20 protein-coding genes are annotated in these 22,402 nt (G+C 68.2%); 13 read left to right on the top strand and 7 right to left on the bottom strand.

The features are described from left to right. Positions 1-13 precede the first annotated feature (13 nt). On the bottom strand, positions 14-1,210 hold the full coding sequence (locus L1Z78_RS00990) for a CaiB/BaiF CoA transferase family protein (protein ID WP_234639728.1): 1,197 nt from the start codon (positions 1,208-1,210) through the stop codon (positions 14-16). A gap of 130 nt (positions 1,211-1,340) precedes the next feature. Here L1Z78_RS00990 and L1Z78_RS00985 point away from each other — a divergent pair, with 130 nt between their 5' ends. Continuing rightward, positions 1,341-2,285, top strand: coding sequence for a LysR family transcriptional regulator (locus L1Z78_RS00985; RefSeq protein WP_234639727.1), 945 nt, complete (start codon positions 1,341-1,343; stop codon positions 2,283-2,285). Between the two features lie 28 nt (positions 2,286-2,313). On the opposite strand, the gene L1Z78_RS00980 is transcribed toward L1Z78_RS00985, so the two are convergent. Then, the gene (locus L1Z78_RS00980; RefSeq protein WP_234639726.1) at positions 2,314-4,047 is read right to left on the bottom strand and encodes a methyl-accepting chemotaxis protein; all 1,734 of its coding nucleotides are present in this window, start codon (positions 4,045-4,047) and stop codon (positions 2,314-2,316) included. A gap of 304 nt (positions 4,048-4,351) precedes the next feature. Here L1Z78_RS00980 and L1Z78_RS00975 point away from each other — a divergent pair, with 304 nt between their 5' ends. From L1Z78_RS00975 to L1Z78_RS00955, 5 genes are all read left to right on the top strand, one after another. Continuing rightward, positions 4,352-5,332 carry a Bug family tripartite tricarboxylate transporter substrate binding protein gene (locus L1Z78_RS00975; protein WP_234639725.1) on the top strand — a complete coding sequence of 327 codons (981 nt, stop codon included), beginning with the start codon at positions 4,352-4,354 and terminating at the stop codon, positions 5,330-5,332. 118 nt (positions 5,333-5,450) lie between these two features. After that, positions 5,451-6,959 carry a class I adenylate-forming enzyme family protein gene (locus L1Z78_RS00970; RefSeq protein ID WP_234639724.1) on the top strand — a complete coding sequence of 503 codons (1,509 nt, stop codon included), beginning with the start codon at positions 5,451-5,453 and terminating at the stop codon, positions 6,957-6,959. Between the two features lie 237 nt (positions 6,960-7,196). Continuing rightward, positions 7,197-8,168 (top strand): tripartite tricarboxylate transporter substrate binding protein, encoded by a 972-nt coding sequence (locus L1Z78_RS00965; RefSeq protein ID WP_234639723.1) that lies wholly within the window; start codon positions 7,197-7,199, stop codon positions 8,166-8,168. Position 8,169: 1 nt separating this feature from the next. Beyond that, positions 8,170-8,406 carry a hypothetical protein gene (locus L1Z78_RS00960; protein ID WP_234639722.1) on the top strand — a complete coding sequence of 79 codons (237 nt, stop codon included), beginning with the start codon at positions 8,170-8,172 and terminating at the stop codon, positions 8,404-8,406. Further along, entirely contained in the window at positions 8,390-9,775 is a 1,386-nt protein-coding gene (locus L1Z78_RS00955) for an amidase (protein WP_234639721.1), read from the top strand. Before L1Z78_RS00960 ends, L1Z78_RS00955 begins: the two co-directional genes overlap by 17 nt. Positions 9,776-9,823: 48 nt before the next feature. Here L1Z78_RS00955 and L1Z78_RS00950 read toward each other — a convergent pair whose 3' ends face one another. Together L1Z78_RS00950 and L1Z78_RS00945 are read right to left on the bottom strand one after the other, a co-directional pair. Beyond that, positions 9,824-10,762 carry a LysR family transcriptional regulator gene (locus L1Z78_RS00950; protein WP_234639720.1) on the bottom strand — a complete coding sequence of 313 codons (939 nt, stop codon included), beginning with the start codon at positions 10,760-10,762 and terminating at the stop codon, positions 9,824-9,826. Positions 10,763-10,824: 62 nt separating this feature from the next. Continuing rightward, positions 10,825-11,829, bottom strand: coding sequence for a tripartite tricarboxylate transporter substrate binding protein (locus L1Z78_RS00945; RefSeq protein ID WP_234639719.1), 1,005 nt, complete (start codon positions 11,827-11,829; stop codon positions 10,825-10,827). A 370-nt stretch (positions 11,830-12,199) separates the two neighbouring features. Here L1Z78_RS00945 and L1Z78_RS00940 point away from each other — a divergent pair, with 370 nt between their 5' ends. Further along, on the top strand, positions 12,200-13,609 hold the full coding sequence (locus L1Z78_RS00940; protein WP_234639718.1) for a glycosyltransferase family 39 protein: 1,410 nt from the start codon (positions 12,200-12,202) through the stop codon (positions 13,607-13,609). Between the two features lie 2 nt (positions 13,610-13,611). Next, the gene (locus tag L1Z78_RS00935; protein ID WP_234639717.1) at positions 13,612-14,730 is read left to right on the top strand and encodes a glycosyltransferase family 2 protein; all 1,119 of its coding nucleotides are present in this window, start codon (positions 13,612-13,614) and stop codon (positions 14,728-14,730) included. Positions 14,731-14,767: 37 nt separating this feature from the next. On the opposite strand, the gene L1Z78_RS00930 is transcribed toward L1Z78_RS00935, so the two are convergent. Both L1Z78_RS00930 and fmdA read right to left on the bottom strand, forming a co-directional pair. Next, the gene (locus L1Z78_RS00930) at positions 14,768-15,109 is read right to left on the bottom strand and encodes a zinc ribbon domain-containing protein (protein WP_234639716.1); all 342 of its coding nucleotides are present in this window, start codon (positions 15,107-15,109) and stop codon (positions 14,768-14,770) included. 16 nt (positions 15,110-15,125) lie between these two features. After that, on the bottom strand, positions 15,126-16,358 hold the full coding sequence (fmdA, locus tag L1Z78_RS00925; RefSeq protein ID WP_234639715.1) for a formamidase: 1,233 nt from the start codon (positions 16,356-16,358) through the stop codon (positions 15,126-15,128). Positions 16,359-16,719: 361 nt separating this feature from the next. On the opposite strand from fmdA, the gene L1Z78_RS00920 reads away from it, so the two are divergent. Genes L1Z78_RS00920 through L1Z78_RS00905 form a run of 4 tightly spaced genes read left to right on the top strand, consistent with a single transcriptional unit; the run spans position 16,720 to position 19,927 of the window. Beyond that, complete coding sequence (locus L1Z78_RS00920; protein WP_234639714.1) at positions 16,720-17,112, top strand: Zn-ribbon domain-containing OB-fold protein; 393 nt, start codon at positions 16,720-16,722, stop codon at positions 17,110-17,112. After that, entirely contained in the window at positions 17,109-18,320 is a 1,212-nt protein-coding gene (locus L1Z78_RS00915; RefSeq protein WP_234639713.1) for a thiolase, read from the top strand. The genes L1Z78_RS00920 and L1Z78_RS00915 overlap by 4 nt, the downstream gene beginning before the upstream one ends. A gap of 24 nt (positions 18,321-18,344) precedes the next feature. Further along, positions 18,345-19,502, top strand: coding sequence for an acyl-CoA dehydrogenase family protein (locus L1Z78_RS00910; protein WP_234639712.1), 1,158 nt, complete (start codon positions 18,345-18,347; stop codon positions 19,500-19,502). Then, entirely contained in the window at positions 19,499-19,927 is a 429-nt protein-coding gene (locus L1Z78_RS00905) for a PaaI family thioesterase (protein WP_326491962.1), read from the top strand. Before L1Z78_RS00910 ends, L1Z78_RS00905 begins: the two co-directional genes overlap by 4 nt. Before the next feature lie 22 nt (positions 19,928-19,949). Here the strand turns inward: L1Z78_RS00905 and L1Z78_RS00900 are convergent, their stop codons facing one another. Next, entirely contained in the window at positions 19,950-20,864 is a 915-nt protein-coding gene (locus L1Z78_RS00900; RefSeq protein WP_234639711.1) for a LysR family transcriptional regulator, read from the bottom strand. Between the two features lie 161 nt (positions 20,865-21,025). Between L1Z78_RS00900 and L1Z78_RS00895 the strand changes: the two genes are divergently transcribed. After that, positions 21,026-22,327, top strand: coding sequence for a CaiB/BaiF CoA transferase family protein (locus L1Z78_RS00895; protein WP_234639710.1), 1,302 nt, complete (start codon positions 21,026-21,028; stop codon positions 22,325-22,327). Positions 22,328-22,402: the final 75 nt, after the last annotated feature.

The raw sequence follows: 22,402 nt of genomic DNA, 5'->3' as shown, positions 1-22,402 counted from the left end.
GTGTGTGCCGTGTTCATGCCGCCTCCTCGGATTGCCGCACGACGCCGCTGGCGATCAACGCCTGTACCTGCTGCGCGTCAAAGCCAGCTTCGGCCAGGATCTGTGCCGAATGCTCGCCGGTACGCGGTGCAACGCCCGGCCGCCTGCCCAGCGGCGACCAGGGCGAGGCCGCATAGAGCAGGCTGCCGAAGCCCGGCTGCTCCAGCTGCGCAAACGATTGCAGGTGTGCGGCCTGGGGGTGACTCACCACATCGCACAGGTTTTGCACACTGGCATGCAGGGCGCCCTGCGCGTCCAGGCGCTGCTCCCACCAGGCACGCGGGTGGCGGGCGATCAGGGCATCAAGCTCGGCATGCAGCTCCCGCTTGTGGGCCAGACGCAGCGCATTGCTGGCAAAGCGCGCGTCCTGCAGCCAGTGCGGCAGGTCCAGCGCACGGCACAGGCGTTCGAACTGGTCGTTGTTGAGCGCCAGCAGGGTGATGAAGCCATCGGCGGCGGCGAAGACGCCGTTGGGCGCACTCACGCCGGCGGACGGTTGGCCGCCGCACAGTGCGTTCTCGGCGAGCACCGTGGACTGCAGCGCGCAGCAGACCTCGAACAGATTGAGCTGCACATGGCGGCCCCGGCCGTCGCGCGCCTTGCCCAGCAGGGCGGCCGTGCAGGCCTGGGCCGCATAGACGCCCGCCGCGATATCGGCCAGCAGCAGGCCCACGCGCTGCGGTCGGCCCTGGGCGTCCCGGTTGGCCGCCATGAGACCGGAATCCGCCTGCATGACGGAGTCAGTGGCCGGCCGGTCGGCATACGGCCCCGTCGGACCGTAGCCGCTGATGGACACATAGACCGGGTTCATGCCGGCCGCGCGCAGGCTGTCGTAGTCCACGCCCATGCGCTGCACCACCTGAGGCCGGAAGTTCTGGATGACGACGTCCGCACCCTCGGCCAGCCGCCTGAGCAGGGCCCCGCCCCCCGGCTGGCGCGCATCGACCGCGATGCTGCGCTTGCCCGCGTTGTAGGTGGCCGACAGGCTGCTCTGGCCCTCGCGGGACAGGCCCACATGGCGCGCCCAGTCGCCATCCGGCGGCTCCACCTTGACCACCTCGGCCCCCTGGCGCGACAGCAGGTGGGCGCAGTAGGGACCGGCCACGCCCTGGCTCAGGTCCAGCACCTTGTAGTGCGCCAACGGCGCGGTTTGCTCGGCATCTTGGTTCATGGATTGCGGCCTTTCGCATGGTTTGCTCCATGCTAGAAAACCGGCGCTGCCACCACAATCCCCGGCAGCAGCCCATGCTTGGTGAGCTGCAATCAACAATCGCCGGATGCGGGAAGCGAACAATGCCGTGATGGATCTGAACCTGTGCCGCGTCTTCATCGACATCGCAGAAGCCGGCAGCCTCACGGGCGCCGCGCAGCGCAGCGGCATGACGCGATCGAACGTGTCGCGCCGACTCAAGGCCCTGGAGTCCGAGATGGGGACGCAACTGCTGCGTCGCAACACGCGCAGCGTAGAGCTGACCCAGGCCGGGCGCCTGCTGTACCAGAGCTGCCTGGCGATGATGCGGGAGCTGCAAAGCGCCCGCAATGCCATCCACCAACTGCGCTCCACCGTCAGCGGCGAAGTCGGCGTGCGCGTGCCCACGGGCTTCGGTCACTTCTATCTCAAGCCGCTGATCCTGAGCTTTTGCCGCGAGCATCCCGATATCCGGCTGCGCCTGCTCATCAACGACCAGCTCGGCGACCTGGTGGCGTCCAAGGTCGACCTGGCCGTGCAGATCACCTCCTCGCCGCTGGACGACCTGGTGGCCACCAAGCTGTGCGAGGTCCGCTGGCATTTCGTGGCCACGCCCGCCTGCCTGCAGGCGCTGGCAGGACCGTTGCGGGAAGCTGCCGACCTGGCCCATGCCCGCCTCATCCTGCCGCTGGCCATGGGCAGCAGGCTGGCTTTCCACACGCAGGGCGGCGCGGCGGCGGGCAGCATGGAAGTCTCGCCCTCGCTGCAGTCCGGCGACTACCGGCTGCTGTACGAGGCCGTGACCGCCGGCCAGGGCCTGGCCCTGCTGCCCCACTACGTCACGGCTGGCGCGATTGCCGATGGCCGCCTCGTGCCCGTGCTGGAACATGTGGACTTCCCCGGCCTGGGCAACGCCATGTACCTGGTGCGCATGCCCGACCGCCAGCCCACCATGGCAGCCCGCACCTTCCAGCAGTTCCTGCGCGAGGCCATCGTCTCGGCCGTGCCCTGCTGGCTTCCGGGCGATGACAAAGGTGACGACAAGGGCAAAGCCTAGCGACCGCCATCGCTCTCCAGGCCGGCCTTCAGAACGACGCCCATTCACCCTCCTCCACCTTGCCGCTGGCATGCGCCGGCCTGCTGCCCTGATCCCCTCGTGATGCCGGCAGGGGCGCCGCCCCCGAGATCCTGCGGGCAGGGGCAGTCCGCGCCGGCACGGCAGCAGCAGCGGGCCTGCGGGCCGGCGCGGATGCCCTGGCAGGCGCCAGCGCACTGCCCTCCTGCCCCAGCTTGAACACGGCCACCACCCCCGCCAGGCGCCTCGCCTGCTCCTGCATGGCCAGCGCCGCCGCGCTCGACTCCTCCACCAGCGCCGCATTCTGCTGCGTCATCTGGTCCAGCTGGCTCACCGCCTGGTTCACCTGGCCGATCCCGTCGCGCTGCTCCGTCGACGACGCCGTGATCTCTCCGATCAGATCACTCACCCTGCGCACGCTGGACACGATCTCCTCCATGGAGCGCCCCGCCTGCTCCACCTGCTGCGAGCCCGATTGCACGTTGTCCACGCTGGTCGTGATCAGCGTCTTGATCTCCTTGGCCGCCTCCGCGCTGCGCTGGGCCAGCGAACGCACCTCGCCCGCCACCACGGCGAAGCCCCGGCCCTGCTCGCCCGCGCGCGCCGCGTTCAGCGCCAGGATGTTGGTCTGGAAGGCAATGCCGTCGATCACGCCGATGATGTCGGCGATCTTGCGGCTGCTGTCCGTGATCTGCTGCATGCTCTGCACCACCTGGCCCACCACCGCTCCGCCCTGCTCGGCGGCCTTCGCCGCCGTGGCCGCCAGCTGGTTGGCCTGGCGCGCCGTGTCGGCCGACTGGGTGACGGTGGCCGTCAGCTGCTCCATGCTGGCCGCCGTCTCCTGCAGGTTGGCTGCCGTCTGCTCGGTGCGCGCGGACAGGTCCTGGTTGCCGCTGGCGATCTGGTTGGAGGCCGTGGACACGGACTCCACGCCCGAGCGCACCTCGCCGACCACGCCGCGCAGGCGCTCGGCCATGCCGTTGAACGAGCGCAGCAGCTTGCCGATCTCGTCGCCCCGGTCGGCCGGCACCGAGACACTCAGGTCGCCGGCGGCGATGTCGCCTGCCAGCGTGACGGCCTGCTCCAGGGGCCGCGTGATGGAGCGTGTGACCCAGGTGCCCAGCACGGTGGCCACCAGCATGGCCAGCGCCAGGCCTGCCAGCTGCAGCGTCAGGGTCTGGTTGCGCAGCGCATTGGCCTGCGCCTGCCGTTGCACCAGCAGGTCGCGTTCGGCCTGGCTGAATTCCGACTGGATCTTGCGAAAGCCATCCATGATGGCCTTGGCCTTCGCACGTTTGAAAGTGGCAACAAACGCGTCCATCGACATGGCGCCTTCATCCACCGACCTGCGCATGGCCAGCAACTCGCGCTCCGTGGCGATGAAGGCCTGCTGCGCGGCTTGCAGTTCATCGAGGCGGGCTTGCTGGACCGGGTTGTCCTGCGTGAGCGTCTTCAGCTGCGCCCAGGCCTGCTGGACGCCTTGCAAGCCCTTGTCCCAGGGCTCCAGGAAGCTGCTCTCGCCGGACAGCAGATAGCCCCTGACGCCGGTCTCCATGTTGACCATCCCCAGCAGCAACTCCTCGGCCAGGCCGGCGACACGGAAGGTGTGCTGGTTCCACTCCTGCGCTGCCTTGATCTGGTTCTGGCTGTTGATGGCCACCAGGATCACGGCAAGAAAAATGGCGATGACGCCCGCAAATGCCAGCGCCAGGCGCCGCGCCAGGGGCCAATCGGAAAACTGCATATGTCTCTCCACGCTCGGTGCTTCGGATTCCTGGGAAACCCGCTCTCGCGGGCCAGACCGCATCAGAAACCAAAAGATACAAACCTGGATATAGGACGGGTCTGATTTCCATGCCGACAGTCCCCGCCGCACCACCGGACGGGCTCCGCAGCCTGTCCTAACAACCGGCAAACCCCGGCTTTGGCAAAAGCAGATTCCCAAGCCGTGCCCATGTCCGCACCATTGCCTGCATGTCCGGCGCAGACCGGACGCGAGGCCGGCCACGCGGGCGCTTCGCACCATCCACCTTTGCAGGAGACATCGCATGACCGTCCACGCGCGCCGCAAGGCGCTGGCCACACTGGCCCTCTCTTCCCTGCTGCTGGCAGGGCTGCCCGCGGCCGCCCAGGATTCGCAGCCCGTGCGCCTGATCGTCGGCTATTCCGCAGGTGGCCCCGTGGACCAGGGTGCCCGTCTGTTCGGCGTGGCCCTGTCCAGGGAACTGGGCAGCTCGGTGGTGGTGGAGAACAAGCCCGGCGCCAATGCCACCATGGCCGGCAGCGAGGTCGTGCGTGCCAGGCCCGATGGACTGACGCTGTGGTTCGCGGCCAGCCCCACCATCACCATCAGCCCCAACGTGATGAGCAAGATGTCCTTCGACCCGGCCAGGGACCTCACGCCCGTGGCACCCATCCTCAGCTACTACAACGTCCTGGTGGTCAACAACGGCGAGCCCTACAGAAGCGCGCCCGAACTGGTGGCCTACGCCAAGGCGCATCCCGGCAAGCTCAACTACGGCTCGGCCGGCGTGGGCGGCTCCAACCACCTGGGCGCGCTGCTGTTCGCGCGGCGCAGCGGCATCGAGATGAACCACATTCCCTACAAGGGCAACGCACCCGCCATGACCGACGTGATCGGCGGCCAGCTGAGCATGATGCTGGACATCATCAGCACCGCCAGTACCTACATCCAGAGCGGCAAGGTACGGGCCATCGCCGTCACCTCGCCCCAGCGCAATGCCTCCCTGCCCGACGTGCCCACCTTCGCGGAATCCGGCATCGAAGGCCTCAAGGGCTTCGACGTGGGCGGCTGGTATGGCGTCTACGGGCCCAAGGGCATGTCGCCCGAACTCGTCGCCAGGCTCAACAAGTCCATCAACGCCGCCCTGGCACAGCCCGAGCTGCGCAAGCGCTTCAAGGAACTGGGCTACGAGGAGTGGACGGGATCGCCCCAGAAGCTGGCCGAGCGTGGTGCCAAGGAACGGGCCATGTGGGCCACGGTGACCCAAGGCATCGTGGTGGACTAGCAGGAGCACCTCCTGAGGCGCTTCGCGCCTTCCCCCTCTCTTCGGAGGGGGCGTACGGGCAACCGGCGCCCCCACCGCATTGGGCCGCGCCGGTTTTTCAGCGTGCGCCATGGAACCTATGAATCAACGCATACATCATCTTCTGGACCGCTGGCTGGCCGAGGCGCCGCAGCGGCCTTTCATCCACCTACCGGATGGCAGCAGCCTGCGCTTTGCCGACATCGGTGCGCTGACGGACACGGCCGAGGCCGAGTTGCGCGCGCTCGACGTACGGCCTGGCGACCGCGTGCTGGTCGTGGCCGAGAACTGCCCCGAGCATGCGGCACTGATCCTGGCCTGCAGCCGGGTCGGAGCCTGGTCCTGCGGCGTGAATGCGCGCATGGCGCCTGGCGAGATCGATGCGTTCGCGGACAAGGCCGATGCACGCATCGTCTACTTCACATCGGCCGCCTCGGACAGCGCCAGCACCCATGCGCGGCGCTTTGCCGCATGCGACTCGGCCCTGTCCGGCATGCAGCACAGCCCCGTGCGCGATGCGGCCGTGGCCGAAGGCGGACCGCTGCAGGACGAGGTGGCGGCATTGATCTTCACGTCCGGCACCACGGGCACGCCCAAGGGTGTGATGGTGGGGCATGACGCGCTGGCGCATTTCGCGCGCGTCTCGGCCGCGTCGCGCGCCCTGGGGCCCGAGGACCGCAGCTATGCCTTCGTGCCCATGACCCACATCTTCGGCCTGGGCACGGTGCTGCTGGCTTCGCTGCATGCAGGCGCGCAGATGGTGATGCGCCCGCAATTCGATCCGGCCGACCTGCTGGACGCGTTGGCGCGCCACGGCATCTCCCAGCTCCAAGGCCCACCCGCTCTCTATGCACGGCTGCTGGCCTGGCTGCAGGAACAGGGCATTCCCCGGCCCGAGGCGCCCGCGCTGCGCTATGTCTACACGGGTGCGGGTCCGCTGGACCTGACGCTCAAGAAGCGTGTGGAACAGGTGTTCGGCCAGGCCCTGCACCACGGCTACGGCCTGTCGGAGTACGCGGGTTCGGTGCATCTGACGCGCATGGGCGAGCAGCGCCCCGATACCAGCGCCGGCTATGTCGTCGAAGGCGCCGAGGTCCAGGCCGTCGATGCGGCCACGGGCCAGCCCCTGCCCATGGGCCAGCGCGGCGAGCTGTGGATACGCGGACGCGGCCTGATGCAGGGCTACTTCCGTGACGCCGAGTCCACGGCGGCCGTGATGCGCGAAGGCGGCTGGTACGCCAGCGGCGACCTCGGCGAGTTCCAGGCCGATGGTGCGCTGTTCGTGGTCGGGCGGCTCAAGGAGATGATCATCCGTTCGGGCTTCAACGTCTACCCGGCCGAGGTGGAGCGGGCCCTCAACGAGCTGCCCGGCATCCAGCGCAGCGCCGTGGTCGGCCGTGCCGGGCACGACGGCAACGAGGAGGTCATCGCCTTCGTGGAGCTGTGCCCCGGCGCCGCGCTCGATGCCAAGGCAGCGCGCAGCCACCTGCGCGAGCGGCTCGCACCCTACAAGCTGCCCGCCCACATCGTGGCCGTGCCCGAGCTGCCCACCAGCCCCAACGGCAAGGTCCTCAAGCGCCTGCTGCAGGAACGGGCCCGGCATCTCTGATGTGCGCCTGCGCCCCTCGGACGGCGCGCAGGCGAGCCGGTGAAATCGTCAATTTTTATACAAAACTATCGTATTGAAACAATCAATAGCTGAATAAAATTTCTGAATTGGACGCCCAAATCGCCGCTGGCTACAGTTCGATATCACTGTCTTGACAAGCATCAAATGCCGAAACGGCAAGACTTGCATGCCACGGACAGGCTTTCGTACCTAGCGACCAACCGTCCCCTTTCACCCATGAAAAAACTGGTCAGGCTCCTCTGGAGCGGTGTGCTGCTCTGTGCCGCGGGCATCAGTCACGCTGCATGGCCCGACAAGCCGATCACCCTGGTGGTTCCCTTTCCTCCCGGCGGCGGCACGGACGTGGTGGGGCGCATCCTCGCCAAGGAACTGGGCAGCCGCCTGGGCGTGAGCGTCGTCGTGGAAAACCGGCCGGGCGCGGCCGGCAACATCGGCAGCAACCATGTCGCGAAATCCAGCCCCAATGGCTATACGCTGCTGATCGGCACCACGGCCCAGAGCATTTCCGCGGCGCTCTACCGGCAGTCCAGGTATGACTTCGTCAATGACCTGGAGGCCATCTCCACCATCAACGACGGCCCGCTGGTCCTGATCAGCAGGCCCGGCCTGAAGGTGTCCTCCGTCAAGGACCTGATCGATCTGGCGCGGCGCAGCCCCGGCAAGCTCTCCTATGCCACTCCGGGCTATGGCACCTCGGCCCACATGGCGGCCGAAGTCCTGAGCCTGGCCACCGGCATCAGGATGCTGCATGTCCCCTACCAGGGAGCGGCTCCGGTGCTCACCGACCTGATGGGAGGCCAGGTGGACATCACCTTCGACCTGCTGACCACCGCCAAGAGCTACGTGCTGGAAGGCAAGGTCAACCGCATCGGCGTGGCCACGCGCGAGCGCTCGCCCCTGGTGCCCGACTGGCAGACCCTCAGCGAGCAAGGCCCCGAGAGCCTGCGCGGCTTCAATGAAACCGCCTGGAACGTGCTCATGGCGCCCAAGGGCACGCCCACCGCCATCCTGCAAAAGCTCAATGCGCAGATGAAACAGATCCTGTCGGACGACAAGGTCCGGCAGAAATTCATGGACCTCGGCAGCCTCCCCCTCTGGAAGGACATGGCCGATTCCAGGGCCTTCGTGGTCGATGACGTCAACAAGTGGAGAAAAGTCGTCCATGACGCAGGCATCGACAAGATCTGACATGCGTGCCACCGCCAGGAAAGCGTCCTCCTCGGACCTGGAGCGTCTGCAGGAGCTGCTGTCCGCATTGGGCCGGCATGGCCTGCATGTACCCTTCGAGCGCCTGGAGCCGATCCTGCACGAGTACCAATGGCTCAAGGAGCATCGCAGCCTCGTCAACGAGGTGGCCCACCAGCACGGGCCTTCGCACATCCAGACCCTGATGGGCCGACCTGCACGACATGAACGCCAGTCCTGAACTCTCGATACGGCAGATGGCCGGCATGCTGCGGGCGGGAAAGGCCACTTCGGAGACGCTGACCCGTGCGGCCCTGGGCCGTATCCGCGCCATGGACATCGACATCCATGCCTTCACCAATCTCGATGCCAGCGGCGCGATGGACGCCGCACGCATCGCCGACGCGGCGCGCGCCGAGTGCGCCGACCTGCCGCTGCTGCATGGCATTCCGGTGGCCATCAAGGACATCTACGACGTGGCAGGCTTGCCCACGACCTGCCACTCCTGGCTGAGCCTGGACTATGTCCCCGAGGAGGACGCCACCACGGTGCAGCGTCTGCGCAGGGCCGGTGCGGTCATCCTGGGCAAGCTGGCCACGCACGAGTTCGCCCTGGGCGGCCCCGACTTCGACCTGCCCTTTCCCCCGGCCCGCAACCCCTGGGACCTGGCGCATGTTCCCGGCGGCTCCTCGTCAGGGTCGGGGGCCGCGATCGCGGCCGGCTTCACGCGCCTGACGCTGGGCACCTGCACGGGAGGGTCCATCCGCATCCCGGCGGCCTGGTGCGGCGCCGTGGGGCTCAAGCCCACCTATGGCCGTGTGTCCAAGCACGGCGTGTTCCCGCTGGCCTGGACACTGGACCATTGCGGCCCGCTGACCCGCAGCGTGGAGGATGCGGCCATCGCGCTGCAGGTGCTGGCGGGATACGACCCCCTGGATCCCTCCAGCGCCGACCAACCCGTGGACGACTACGTCCGCGACCTGGACAAGGGCGTCTCGGGACTGACCATCGGCATCCCCCAGGACTGCCTGCCATCCTCGCCGCAGGCCTCCCCCACCGTTCTGGCGGCCTTCGACCGCATCGCGGCGGTGCTGGCCGAAGCCGGGGCAGGCATCGTCCGTCCGGGCCTGCCCGGCAGCGAGGAGTTTCTGGCAACCGGCCGCGTCATCCTCAGCGCAGAGAGCTTCGCCATCCACGCGCAAGACCTGCGCTCGCGCCCGTTGGATTTCAGCGCACGCACGGCCGCCCGCCTGCTGCTGGGCGCCACGGTGACTTCGGAGGACTACCTGAACGCGTTGCGCGTGCGGCGCATGCTGGCAGCACGCGTGGATGCAGCGCTCTCGCGCTGCGATGTGCTGCTCACTCCCGTGACCCTGGACACGGCGCCACGTTTCGACCCGCCTCCGTGCGCCCACTCCTGGCCGGTCCAGACGTATGCATTCAACGTGACAGGGCACCCGGCCGTCAGCGTGCCGGTCGGCCTTTCTCCCCAGGGCCTGCCCCTGGCCGTGCAGGTGGTGGGCCACTACTTCGACGAGGCGCGCATCCTGCAGGTGGCTCGCGCCATCGAACGGTTGAGCGGCTGGGAAAACCAGTTGCTGCCGGACTGATCCCCGGCATGGAATGCACCGGGCCAGGCCATGGGGACGGGGCGTGGCCTAGATACCCAGGCCGAGCTGGTCCGTCCGCTGCGTAGGCCCTCCCTGCCTGAAGGCCATCACGGCCTCGCAGAAATGGATGCGCGCGGGCGTTCCGGGCTGTGCCAGATGGATGAGCCCCAGGCTGACGCGTGCCGACTTGCCACCAGCTATGGGGCGCAGCACCACGTTGGGCGACAGCCGCATGGAGATGGCAGACATGTTGGAAGGCACCATCGCCAGCCCTATGCCCTCCTCCACCAGCCCCAGCACCGTCTGCACCTGCGCGGCCCGGTGCGTGGTGTTGGGCGCCAGCCCCTCCTCCTGGAACAGGGCGTCGATGACGGGCGCCAGGGCGCCCTGGACCTCGCCCGTGTAGTGGATGAAGGGGTAGTAGGTCATCTCCACCAGGGGAATTTCGTCCAGTACGGCCAGCACATGGTGGCGCGGCAGGGCGACCAGCAGATGGTCGTCCTGGATATGAGAGACCACCAGGTCGGGATCGTTGTCTATGGGAAAGCGCACCAGACCCACATCGACATCCCCCTGTTTGACGCGCTCGATCAGCAGGGAGGTGGTGGCCTCCTCAAGCTCCAGCCGCACCTGGGGATGCTGGGCACAGAAGCCGGCCAGCAGCTTGGGCATCAGGGTGCTGACCACCGAGCCCACGAAGCCTATCTTCAGTGTTCCGCTCTTGCCCGCCGCGGCCAGCCGTGCGTTGTCCCGGGCCTGCTGGACATGGAGCAGGGCCTTGCGCAGGTCCGCCGTGGCCGCCTGGCCGGCCATGGTCAGGTCGACGCCGCGGCTGGTGCGCAGGAACAGCTGGCAGCCGAACTCTTCCTCCAGCTTGCGGATGGACGTGGACAGCGCTGGCTGGCCCAGGTGCAGCTTTTGCGCCGCCACGCTGAAGCTTCGGGTTTCACTGAGAACGAGGAATTGCCGAAGTTGTCTGAGATCCATGAAGCATTATGGTGGAACGCCGCAGCATGGGCAGGCTTGCAACGGGCCTCGCTGCGCACGGCTCAGTCCGCCTGTATGCCCGCCACCTTGACCACCTGCGCCCATTTGCGCAGCTCGCCGCGCAGGCGCTCGCGCATCTGCTGGCGGGAGCCCGGGTCGGCCTCCGCGCCGGCCGTCAGCAGGCGCTGGCGCACGGCGGCGTCGCGCAGCGCGGTGTTGAAGTCGGCGTTGATCCGGTCAAGCACGGCGGCGGGGGTGCGGGCCGGCGCGAACAGCGCGGCCCAGGAATAGGCCTCGTACTCGGGCAGGCCCGATTCGGCGATGGTGGGCATCTCGGGCAGCATGGCCGAGCGCTGGCGGCTGGCCACGCCCAGCACCTTGATGCGGCCGGACCTGATGTGCTGCAGCGCGCTGGGCGCGTCGGCGAACATCAGCTGCACCTGGCCGCCCAGCAGGTCGTTCATGGCCGGCGCGCTGCCCTTGTAGGGAATGTGCTGCAGCTTGATGCCCGCATGCATGTTGAACAGCTCGCCGGCCAGGTGCGTGCCGCCGCCATTGCCGGAGGAACCGAAGCTCAGGCCGTTGCCGGACTTGGCCAGCGCGATCAGCTCGCGCACATTGCGCGCCGGCACCGAAGGATGGGCCACCAGGAAGACCGGGAACATGGCGGCAAAGCTCACGGGCTCGAAGTCGCGCTCGATGTCATAGGCCATCTTCGGCTGCAGCGCGGGATGGACGGCGTGGTGTATCGAGCCGACGAACAGCGTATAGCCGTCGGCCGGCTCCTTGGCGGCCAGGGCCGCGCCCACCATGCCGCCCGCGCCCGCGCGGTTGTCGACCAGGGTAGTCTGCTGCCATGCCTCGCCCAGCTTCTGGGTGAAGGCACGGGCCGTGGTATCCACGGGGCCGCCGGGCGGAAAGGGGACGATGAAGCGCACGGGCCGCGCGGGCCAGGACTCGGTGGCGCGGGCCTGCCGCACGGCAGGCATCAGGCTGGCGGCGGCCAGGGCACCGCCGGCGGACAGGAACCGGCGGCGTGAACGGGGCAGGGAAGGCGTCGGGGGCATGGCGGATCTCCGGACAACGGGCGGCGGTTTGCCGCGCGGCCATTCTGTTCAAGCCGCCGCGCACCGTGTTTCGTCAATGCGGAAGATGCGCTTCCAAACCGTCCAAGCGGGGTAAACCCTGGGCTACCAAGTCTGCTGGTCTTCCCGAAATCCTGCGCCACGGCACTCACCCTGACTTTCTCCTCTCCGTTGGATTGCGCATTTGTAATCCACTCCAGGAGAACGGATCCATAAAATAGGTGGCCTGCGATTCCAACTCAGCACTGGCTGCAATGTGATTTTTCCACACAAAATAGCAGACGCGCCGCCTTATTCAAGCGCCGTGCTGCTTCTCATGGGCTTCATCGCCTTTCGTACGGCAATGGCTGGAATGACAGCCCTGACGCCACAGGAAGCCTATTACTGGACATGGAGCCGGTTTCCCGATATTTCCTATTACGACCACCCACCCCTGGTCAGCTATTCCATAGGGATCACGACCTGGATTTTCGGCAATACCACGTTCGGCGTGAAAATGGCGGCGGTCCTGTGGTCACTGGGGTGGAATCTGCTGTGGCTGCGGCTGATCCGGGACATGTTCGACGACCCCAGGCTGGCCTGGTGGTCGCTGCTGGTCCTCAACTCCACCCTGCTGTACGAGCTGTATGCGCTGGGCCCCACGCCCGATGCGCCCCTGCTGTTCGGCTGGACGGGCACTCTCTGGGCCGTCTGGCGCGCCACGCATTCCCGGGGCCTGGGCTGGTGGCTGCTGGCGGGCATCTTTCTGGGCACGGCGCTGCTGGGCAAGTACTCCGCCATCCTGCTGCTGCCCGCCGTCGGCCTGTACCTGCTGGCACCTTCCAGACGGCCTTGGCTGCTCCATCCGGGCCCATGGCTGGCCCTGGCCCTGGCACTGCTGCTGTTCGCGCCCGTGCTGTACTGGAATGCCCAGCACGACTGGAGCTCCCTGGCCTTCCAGAGCAGCCGTCGGCTGGGGGAGATGTCCGCGCTCAAGCCCAGGTTCTTCGCCCTCCTGCTGGCGACGCAGACCCTGCTGCTGACGCCCTGGGTCATGTGGCTGAGCCTCCGGGGCCTGTGGGGCGCCGGCAGAGCGGTTCTCGCATCGCACGCCGATGCCGCGACCACCCTGCTATGGTGCAGCGCCCTGGTTCCCCTGGCCGTATTCGGCTCCGCCAGCTTCCTGGCCAACGGCAAGCTGAACTGGCTGATTCCCGCCTGGTGGCCGCTGGTCGTGCTGGGCCTGCGCCAGAGCCTGTCGCGGCCCGCCGCCGGCCTCTGGCGTCCCCTCGGCCTGGCCAGCACCCTGGCCCTTCTGCTGGCCGCCAGCGTCCTGGTCACCCAGGCCGACATGAAGCTTCCCGCCGACCTGAACGTCGCCAGCGGCTGGCGCCAAGCCGCGGCAAGGGTCGATGAACAGATTGCCGCCGAAAGGCTGGCTGGCAGGCGCGCCTTTGTCTTTTCCCCGAATTACAAGATCAGCTCGCTGATATGGATCCACCGGCCAAGCCAGGAACGCACTTACTCCAGCGACATATGGGGCGGCAAATCATTGCAATATGACCATTTTCCGAAAGACGAGAACCTGGCAGGTGCGACAGGATTTCTCGTGCTGTCCGACCAGGCCCAGTCGAATATCGACATGACCGAGGTCGCCAGACGCTTTGAATCCCTGGAATGGGTTGAAACCATGGAAACCCGTTCCAGGGGGGCCCTGGTCCGGCGCATTGAAATATGGCGCGGGGAAAACTATGCCGGCAGCGCGGCGCAATCAGGGAATTGAAAATGCCAGAGCTCACCATCATCGTTCCCACCTTCAACGAATCGGGCAATGTGGAGGAACTCCTGTACCGGATACGGTCGGCCCTGATCGACGTGGATTGGGAAATCATCTTCGTCGACGACGACTCGCCCGACGGCACGGCTGGCGTGGTCTCGCGCCTGGCCCGGGACAGCCATCGCGTGCGCCTGCTGCTGCGCCTCGGGCGCCGGGGCCTGTCCTCGGCGTGCATCGAGGGCATGCTGGCCTCCTGCGCGCCCCTGGTTGCCGTGATCGATGCCGACCTCCAGCATGACGAGCGGCTGCTGCGGCAGATGGTGGAGGAGCTCGACCACGATCCCGGCCTGGACATCGTCGTGGGAAGCCGCCATGTGGCCGGCGGCGGCCTGGGCGACTGGGACGCGTCACGCGCCGCCATCAGCCGTCTTGCGTCCTGGCTGGGCAGATCCGTGCTGCGTGCCGATCTGCGAGACCCCATGAGCGGCTTCTTCATGATCCGCAGGACGGCGGCAATGCCCTGCATGCGCGCGGGACTGTCCGGTATCGGATTCAAGATCCTGCTCGACCTGTTCGCCAGCAGTCCGCGGCCTCTTCGCTTCAAGGAACTGCCCTACGTGTTCGGCCTGCGGCGCCACGGCGACAGCAAGCTGGACAGCTCGGCCGCGTGGCAGTACCTCGTCATGCTGCTGAGCCATCTGCTCAAGGGAGCCCTTCCCGCGAAATTCATCGGCTTCGCCCTGATCGGCGCCCTGGGGCTGGTGGTCCACCTGGCCGCCCTGGCCATTCTTTTCAGAACCATGGGGCTGTCCTTCCCCCATGCCCAGACCATGGCCGTCGCCATTGCGATGACCGCCAACTACGTGCTGAACAACCGATTGACCTACCGCGACATGCGCCTCAGAGGCTGGCAATTCCTGCGGGGCTGGATCTCCTTCGTCGCCATCTGCAGCGTAGGCGCCATGGCCAACGTCGCGCTGTCCTCATGGCTGTTCACCTTCATCCCACACTACTGGCTGGCCTGGGCCACGCTGGGCGCGGCCGTGGCCGCCGTCTGGAACTATGCCGTGACAGCGGTCCACACCTGGGGACAGGGCTCGGTCCGGCGGGAGCAGCAGGGCGCCTGAGCGCCCTCCGGGGCGGCGCGCGCACCTTCAATTCAGCTCAATGGCTGATCATCCAGGGCCTCCTCGACGGCGCGGACTTCGTGCCGTTGGGCGCCGTCACCGTGGCGCCGCGCCGACCCGAACCACAGCAGCCGCAGCCAGCGGGATGCCTGAGGCGCGCATAGTCTCTGGAACTCACGGGCTCGTGGCGCGCGCGCTCGTTGGTGTCCATGGCGCGGCGCGTGCCGTCGGGCATCAGGGCCAGCCGGGGGGCGGCCGCCAGCACGCGCGGCGCGGCCACGCCACAGCCGGGGCAGGCGGCGGGCTCGTCGCGCAGGCGCAGCGGCCGGAGCGCCTCGAAGCCGCCGCACTGCGCGCAGTCATAGTCGTAGGTGGGCATGTAGCAGGCTCCCTGTTCAGCGCAGGTCGGGCGACAAGGGCATGTCGATGCTTCCATCGAACTGCACGACCGGCCCCGCCGCGTTGGGGTTGATGTCGAAGTCGAAGATGCCCGTGGGCAGCCACAGCGTGGCGCAGGCATTGGGCACGTCCACCACGCCGCTGATGTGACCCTGCACGGGCGCCGTGCCCAGAATGGAGTAGGCCTGGGCGCCGCTGTAGCCGAATTTCTTCAGGTACTCGATGGCGTTCAGGCAGGCCTGGCGGTAGGCCACGTTGACATCGAGGTAGTGCTGGCGGCCGCTCTCGTCCACCGAGATGCCTTCGAAGATCAGGTAGTCGTCATAGCGCGGCGTGATGGGGCTGGGCTTGAAGATGGGGTTCCTGATGCCGTACCTGGCCATGCCGCCCTTGATGAGGTTGACGCGCATGTGCACCCAGCCGGCCATCTCGATGGCGCCGCAGAAGGTGATCTCGCCGTCGCCCTGGCTGAAGTGCAGGTCGCCCACGCTCAGGCCCGCGCCGTCCACGTAGACCGGGAAATACACCTTGGCGCCACGCGACAGGTCCTTGATGTCGCAGTTGCCGCCGTGCTCGCGCGGCGGCACGGTGCGCGCGCCCTCGGCGGCGGCCTTGTCGCGGGCCTCGCCGCGCAGCTTGCCCATGTGGGCGGTTCCGGCGGACGGCGGGTTGGCCAGGCCGGGCACGCGCCCGGGATCGGTGGCGATCAGGGCGCTTTCGCGCTCGTTCCACATCTCCAGCATGGGCCGGTCGGGCAGGCAGCCGATCAGGCCCGGGTGGATGAGGCCGGCGAAGTTCACGCCGGGGATGTGGCGCGAGCTGGTGAACATGCCCTTGAAGTCCCAGATCGATTTCTGGGCCGAGGGGAAGTGGTCCGTCAGGAAGCCGCCGCCATTGTTCTTGGAGAAAAAGCCGTTGAAGCCCCAGAGGCTGTCGGGCTTGGCGCCGATGTCCAGCAGATCGACCACCAGCAGGTCGCCGGGCTGGGCGCCCTTCACGCCCACGGGCCCGGACAGGTAGTGCACCGTGGTCAGGTCGATGTCGCGCACATCGTCGGCGCTGTCGTTGTTCTGGATGAAGCCGCCGGTCCAGTCGTAGGTCTCCAGGATGAAGTCGTCGCCGGGCTGGACCCAGCAGGCCATGGGAATGTCCGGGTGCCAGCGGTTGTGCACCTGTTCGTTGTCGGTGGGCGGGCGGGTCAGATCGACCTTGATCAGCGTATCCGTCATGTGCAGAGCCTCCTGGAGGTGGTGATGAACTGCGGAAACAGGCGCGGGCCCGGACGCCCTGCCGGGCGCGGCCCGCCATCGCCCGCCCCTGCCGCGCCAAAGCGGCGGCGCGCCTGGGAAGCGCGGACTGGAAGAAAGGGCCGGGGATGCACAACCACCATAGCAGCCGCGCGGCGGCACCGGCCTAGGCACCAACCCTGGCTTGACGCGGCGCCACCGCCCCACCGGCTGCCGTGAAGCCACCCTTCCAGATTGGCGAATTGAAGCGGGGCCGCGATGCGGGCATGCTGGCGGACAGCCAGGGCATCCGGCGTGATCGCCGCACGCCCGCCGCAGAACACCGAGAACGGAGACCCCGCCCATGCACCTCAGTGCCCAGACCCATTACCAGGCCGAACTCGATGCCGGCCGCTTCTGCCTGCAGCAGTGCCCGCAATGCACGCGCCATGTCTTCACCCCGCGCGAGCTGTGCCCGCACTGCGGCGCCAGCCCGCTGCGCTGGGTGCGCGCCAGCGGCCAGGGCACGGTCTATTCCACCTCCACCATCGCGCGCAAGCCCGACGCCGGCGGCAACTACAACGTGGCCCTGATCGACCTGGACGAAGGCGTGCGCATGATGGGCCGCGTGGAAGGCGTCGCCCCCGAGGAGGTGCGCATCGGCCAGCGCGTGCAGGCCCATGTGGCGCACAAGGACGGGCGCGGCCTGGTGCTGTTCCAGCCACGCCAGGCCCCGCAGCAGGGAGGTGCCGCATGAACGCGCGCATTCCCCAATCCACCCTGGACGCCGCCGCCGTGAACCGCCTCCTGCGCGGGCGCGTGGCCATTGCCGGCGCCGCCACCTATGGCTGTGGCGAGGCACCCGGCATGGACGACATGACCCTGCTGGTGCGCGCCGCCCATGCGGCCGTGGCCGACGCGGGCCTGACCATGCAGGACATCGACGGCCTGGCCACCTGCAGCGTCAACGCCAGCATGTGGACCATGCCCGTGATCGAGCACCTGGGCATCAACCCCACCTATGTGGACGGCACGATGATCGGCGGCAGCAGTTTCATCGCCCACCTGCTGCCCGCCATCCGCGCGCTGGAGGCAGGCCAGTGCAAGGCCGTGCTGGTGTGCTACGGCAGCGCCCAGCGCTCGGCCACCTTCGGCCGCAAGGAAGGCCAGGCGGCGCGGCGCTTCCTGGACCCGCAGCCCTATGAGTTCCCCTACGAGCCCGTGCTGCCCGTGACCGCCTATGCGCTGGCGGCCGCGCGCCACATGCACGAGTTCGGCACCACGCGCGAGCAGCTGGCCGAGGTGGCCGTGGCCGCGCGCGCCTGGGCCCAGCTCAACCCCGAGGCCTTCATGCGCGATCCGCTGACCATCGAGGACGTGCTCTCGGCCCGCCCCATCGCCAGCCCCCTGAGCGTGCGCGACTGCTGCCTGGTCACCGACGGCGCGGGCGCCATCGTGCTGGTGCGCGCCGACCGCGCCCGCGACCTGCCCCGGCCCCCGGTCTACGTGCTGGGCAATGCCACGGCGATCTGGAACCGCCAGATCTCCTGCATGCCCGACCTGACCACCACGGCGGCCTCGCAGTCGGGCGCCCAGGCCTTCGCCATGGCGGGGCTCACGGCCGCCGACATGGACATGGCCCAGCTCTACGACGCCTTCACCATCAACACCCTGCTGTTCCTGGAGGACCTGGGTTTCTGCGCCAAGGGCGAGGGGGGCGCCTTCGTGTCCAAGGGAGGCATCGCGCCCGGCGGGCGGCTGGCGGTCAACACCAACGGCGGCGGCCTGTCCTGCGTGCACCCGGGCATGTACGGCATCTTTGCGCTGATCGAGGCCGTGCGCCAGCTGCGCGGCGAAGCCGGCCAGCGCCAGCTGGGACGCCACCGCACGGCCGTGGTCCATGGCAATGGCGGCACGCTGTCCAGCCAGTCCACCGCCGTCCTCGGCACGGCCGATGCCCTTTGATTTCGCAGAGAGAGAACACCGCCAATGATCCGCGACCAAGAAACCCTCGAAGCCCTGCTGGACAGCGTGCGCCGCTTCGTGCGCGAGCGCCTGGTGCCCGCCGAGAACGAAGTGGCCGAGACCGACGAGATTCCCGAGTCCATCGTGCAGGAGATGCGCAACCTGGGCCTGTTCGGCATGACCATCCCCGAGCAGTTCGGCGGGCTGGAGCTGACCATGGAGGAAGAGGTGCGCGTGCTCTTCGAGCTGTGCCAGACCGCGCCGGCCTTCCGCTCGGTGATCGGCACGACCGTGGGCATAGGCTCGCAGGGCATCCTCATCGACGGCACGCCCGAGCAGCAGGCCGCCTGGCTGCCCAAGCTGGCCACGGGTGAGATCATGGCCTCGTTCGCGCTGACCGAGCCCGAGGCGGGCTCGGACGCGGCCTCGCTGCGCACCACGGCCATCAGGGATGGGGACCACTACGTGGTCAACGGCAACAAGCGCTTCATCACCAATGCGCCGCATGCGGGCATGTTCACGCTGATGGCGCGCACCGACCCGGCCAACAAGGGCGCGGGCGGCGTCTCGGCCTTCATCGTGGATGCGAAGTCGCCGGGCATCAGCTTCGGCAAGAACGACGTGAAGATGGGCCAGAAGGGCGCGCACACCTGCGACGTGTTCTTCGACAACGTGCGCGTGCCGGCGGCCAACCTCATCGGCCTGAAGGAAGGCCAGGGCTTCAAGACCGCCATGAAGGTGCTGGACAAGGGCCGCATCCACATCGCGGCCGTGAGCGTGGGCGTGGCGCAGCGCATCCTGCGCGACGCGCTGAACTACGCGCTGGAGCGCAAGCAGTTCGGCCAGCCCATCTGCGAATTCCAGCTGGTGCAGGCCATGCTTGCCGACAGCCAGGCCGAGCTGTATGCGGCCGAGTGCATGGTCATCGACGCAGCGCGCCGCCGCGACGAGGGCCGCAACGTCTCCACCGAGGCCTCCTGCTGCAAGATGTTCGCCACCGAGATGGTGGGCCGCGTGGCCGACCGTGCCGTGCAGATCCTGGGCGGCTCGGGCTACCTGGCCGAATTCGGCATCGAGCGCTTCTACCGTGACGTGCGGCTGTTCCGCCTGTACGAGGGCACGACGCAGATCCAGCAGCTCATCATCGCGCGCAACATGGTGCGCGAGGCCCGCGCGGCATGAGCACGCCGGCCCCTGACCGCAGCGCCTTCATGCGCCTGATCGGCGCGGCACAGGTGCCGGCGCCGCCCGGCAAGGTCCATGTGCGCCTGCCGCACCTGCGCGAGGAACTGCTCAACCAGTTGCCGGCCGCGCATGGCGGCGTGCTCATGGCATTGCTGGACTCCGTGATGTCGCGCGCCGCCGGCGAGCTGCCGGGCGCCCCCTCGCAGACCGCCGTCACGGTGGAGATGAGCAGCCGCTTTCACCGCCCCGGCAAAGGCGCGCTGCTGGCCGAGGGCTGGGTGGTGCACGCCAGCCGCAGCCTGTGCAGCTGCGCGGCGCAATTGATGGACGAAGACGGAAAACTGGTGGCGACAGCCACCGGCACCTTCAAATACTGGCTGGCTCCGACCACCCTGGACCAGGGAACGGCCCGCGCGGATTGAGTGGGCGGAGCGAACCGGCCGGCTACTCCACCTTGAGCCGGCCCTGCGCGTCGGCCACCAGCAGCTCCACCAGTTCCTGGGCGAAGGACGGCAGGGCCTCCAGGCTGCGCACGCAGATCTGCATCTCGCGCACCGACCAGGCGTCGGACAGCGGCACGATGGCGATGTCCATGGACTGCGCATGGCGGCTGGCGGCCGACTCGGGCAGCACGCCCACGCCCACGCCGGCCTCGATCATGCGGCAGGCCGTCTCGAAGTTGCCGACCTGGATGCGCTGCTTGATGGGCCGGTGCAGCTGGTCGCTGGCCTGGCGAAGAAAGGCATGGATGGCGCTGGACTCGTGCAGGCCCACATGGTCCAGCTCCAGCGTATCGGCGAAGGCCATCTGCATCTCGCCGTCCAGCGCATGGCCGCGCGGCACCACCAGCACCAGGCGGTCGCGCCGGTAGGGCAGGGTCTCCAGGTTCTCTGTGCGCACCAGGCCGGCGACGATGCCGATGTCGGTCTGTCCCTCGGTCACGGCGCGCACGATGTCGTGCGACAGGCGCTCGCGCAGGTCGATGTTCACGTCGGGATTGCGGCGCAGGTAGTGGCGCAGCACGGGCGGCAGGAACTCGCCCAGCGAGGTGGTGTTGGCGAACACCCGCACATGGCCCTTGATGCCGCGCACGTACTCCTGCATGTCGCCGCGCAGGTGCTCGATCTGGCCCAGCACCATGCGCGCATGGGTCACGAAGGCCTGGCCCGGCGGCGTCAGCGTCACGCCCTGGCTGGTGCGGTACAGCAGCTTGGTGCCTATGCTCTCCTCCAGGTTCTTGATGCGGGTGCTGGCCGCCGGCAGGGAGATGAAGGAAAGTTCCGCGCCGCGCGTCATGCTGTTGGCGTCGGCGATGTGCACCATCAGGCGCAGATCCACAAGATCGAAATGCATGGCCATCCGGCATTGTAGAAAGCCGCGGGCTCCGGCACTGAGCCGCGCGCGTCAGTACAAACCGCAGTGCCGGCCCGGGCGCGAACGCGCGCTTTCACAAATGCGAAGCCGCAGCAGGCCCGCGCGCCGTAGCATGGCCCATCTGCCCGGGATAGCCGCCTCAGCCCATGAACCACACCGAACCCCCCTCCCCCAGCCCCATCAACAACACGGCCACCCAGACCGCAGGAGCGCTGGGCCATCTGCGCGTGCTCGACCTCTCGCGCGTGCTGGCCGGCCCCTGGTGCACCCAGAACCTGGCCGACATGGGGGCCGACGTCATCAAGATCGAAAAGCCCGGCGAGGGCGACGACACGCGCCACTGGGGCCCGCCCTTCTTCCCCGATGCGCAAGGCAATCCCTCGGACAACGCCGTGTACTTCGCGGCCTGCAACCGCAACAAGCGATCGGTCACCGTGGACATGGCCACGGCCGAGGGCCAGCAGCTGATCCGCGAGCTGGCCATGCAAAGCGACGTGGTGGTGGAGAACTTCAAGACCGGGGGCCTCAAGCGCTACGGGCTGGACTACGCCTCGCTGAGCGCGCTGAACCCGCGCCTGATCTACTGCTCGGTCACGGGCTTCGGCCAGACCGGCCCCTACGCGCCGCGCGCCGGCTACGACCTGCTGGTGCAGGCCATGAGCGGCCTCATGAGCATCACGGGCCGCGCCGACAGCGAACCCGGCGGCGGACCCATGCGCGTGGGCGTGGCCGTGATCGACCTGTTCACGGGCATGTATGCCACCACCGCCATCCTGGGCGCGCTGGAGGCCCGCCACCGCACCGGCCGTGGCCAGCACATCGACATGGCCCTGCTGGACGTGGCCATGGCCGTGCTCGCCAACCAGGGCGCAGGCTACCTGAATACCGGCCATGTGCCGGGACGCCAGGGCAACACCCACCCCAGCGTCGTGCCCTACCAGGACTTCCCCACGGCCGATGGCAACATGCTGCTGGCCATCGGCAACGATGGCCAGTTCGCGCGCTTTTGCGAGGCTGCCGGCGTGGACTGGGCGCGCGACGAGCGCTTTGCCACCAATGCCGGCCGCGTCATCCACCGCGACACGCTGATCCCCCTGATGCAGCAGCTCACGCGCGCCCGCGCCACGTCCGACTGGATCACCCTGCTGGAGGACAAGGCCGTGCCCTGCGGCCCCATCAACCACATCGGCCAGGCCTTCGATGACGCGCAGGTGCGCGCACGCAGCCTGCGCGTGGAGCAGGAACGCTACCCGGGCGCCCAGCCCCCCGAGGGCGAGACCATCAACCGCGTGGTGACCACGGCCAGCCCGCTGCGCCTGTCGGACACGCCCACCACACTGCGCCATGCACCGCCGGCCCTGGGCCAGCACACGGACGAGGTGCTGGCCGAGCGCCTGGGGCTGGATGCGCGCCAGCGGCAGGCGCTCAGGGACCAGGGCGTGGTCTGAGCACCGACCGGTGCGCGCCCTGAACGCGGCACTTTCAGACTGGTCCGATTGCCGAAACACCGGGAAAGACGTCTC

Source organism: Delftia tsuruhatensis, assembly GCF_903815225.1.
GTDB classification, from domain to species: Bacteria; Pseudomonadota; Gammaproteobacteria; order Burkholderiales; family Burkholderiaceae_C; genus Comamonas; species Comamonas tsuruhatensis_A.
The sequence above is the reverse complement of the archived record's forward strand: the minus strand, read 5'-3'. Positions and strand labels throughout refer to the sequence as shown.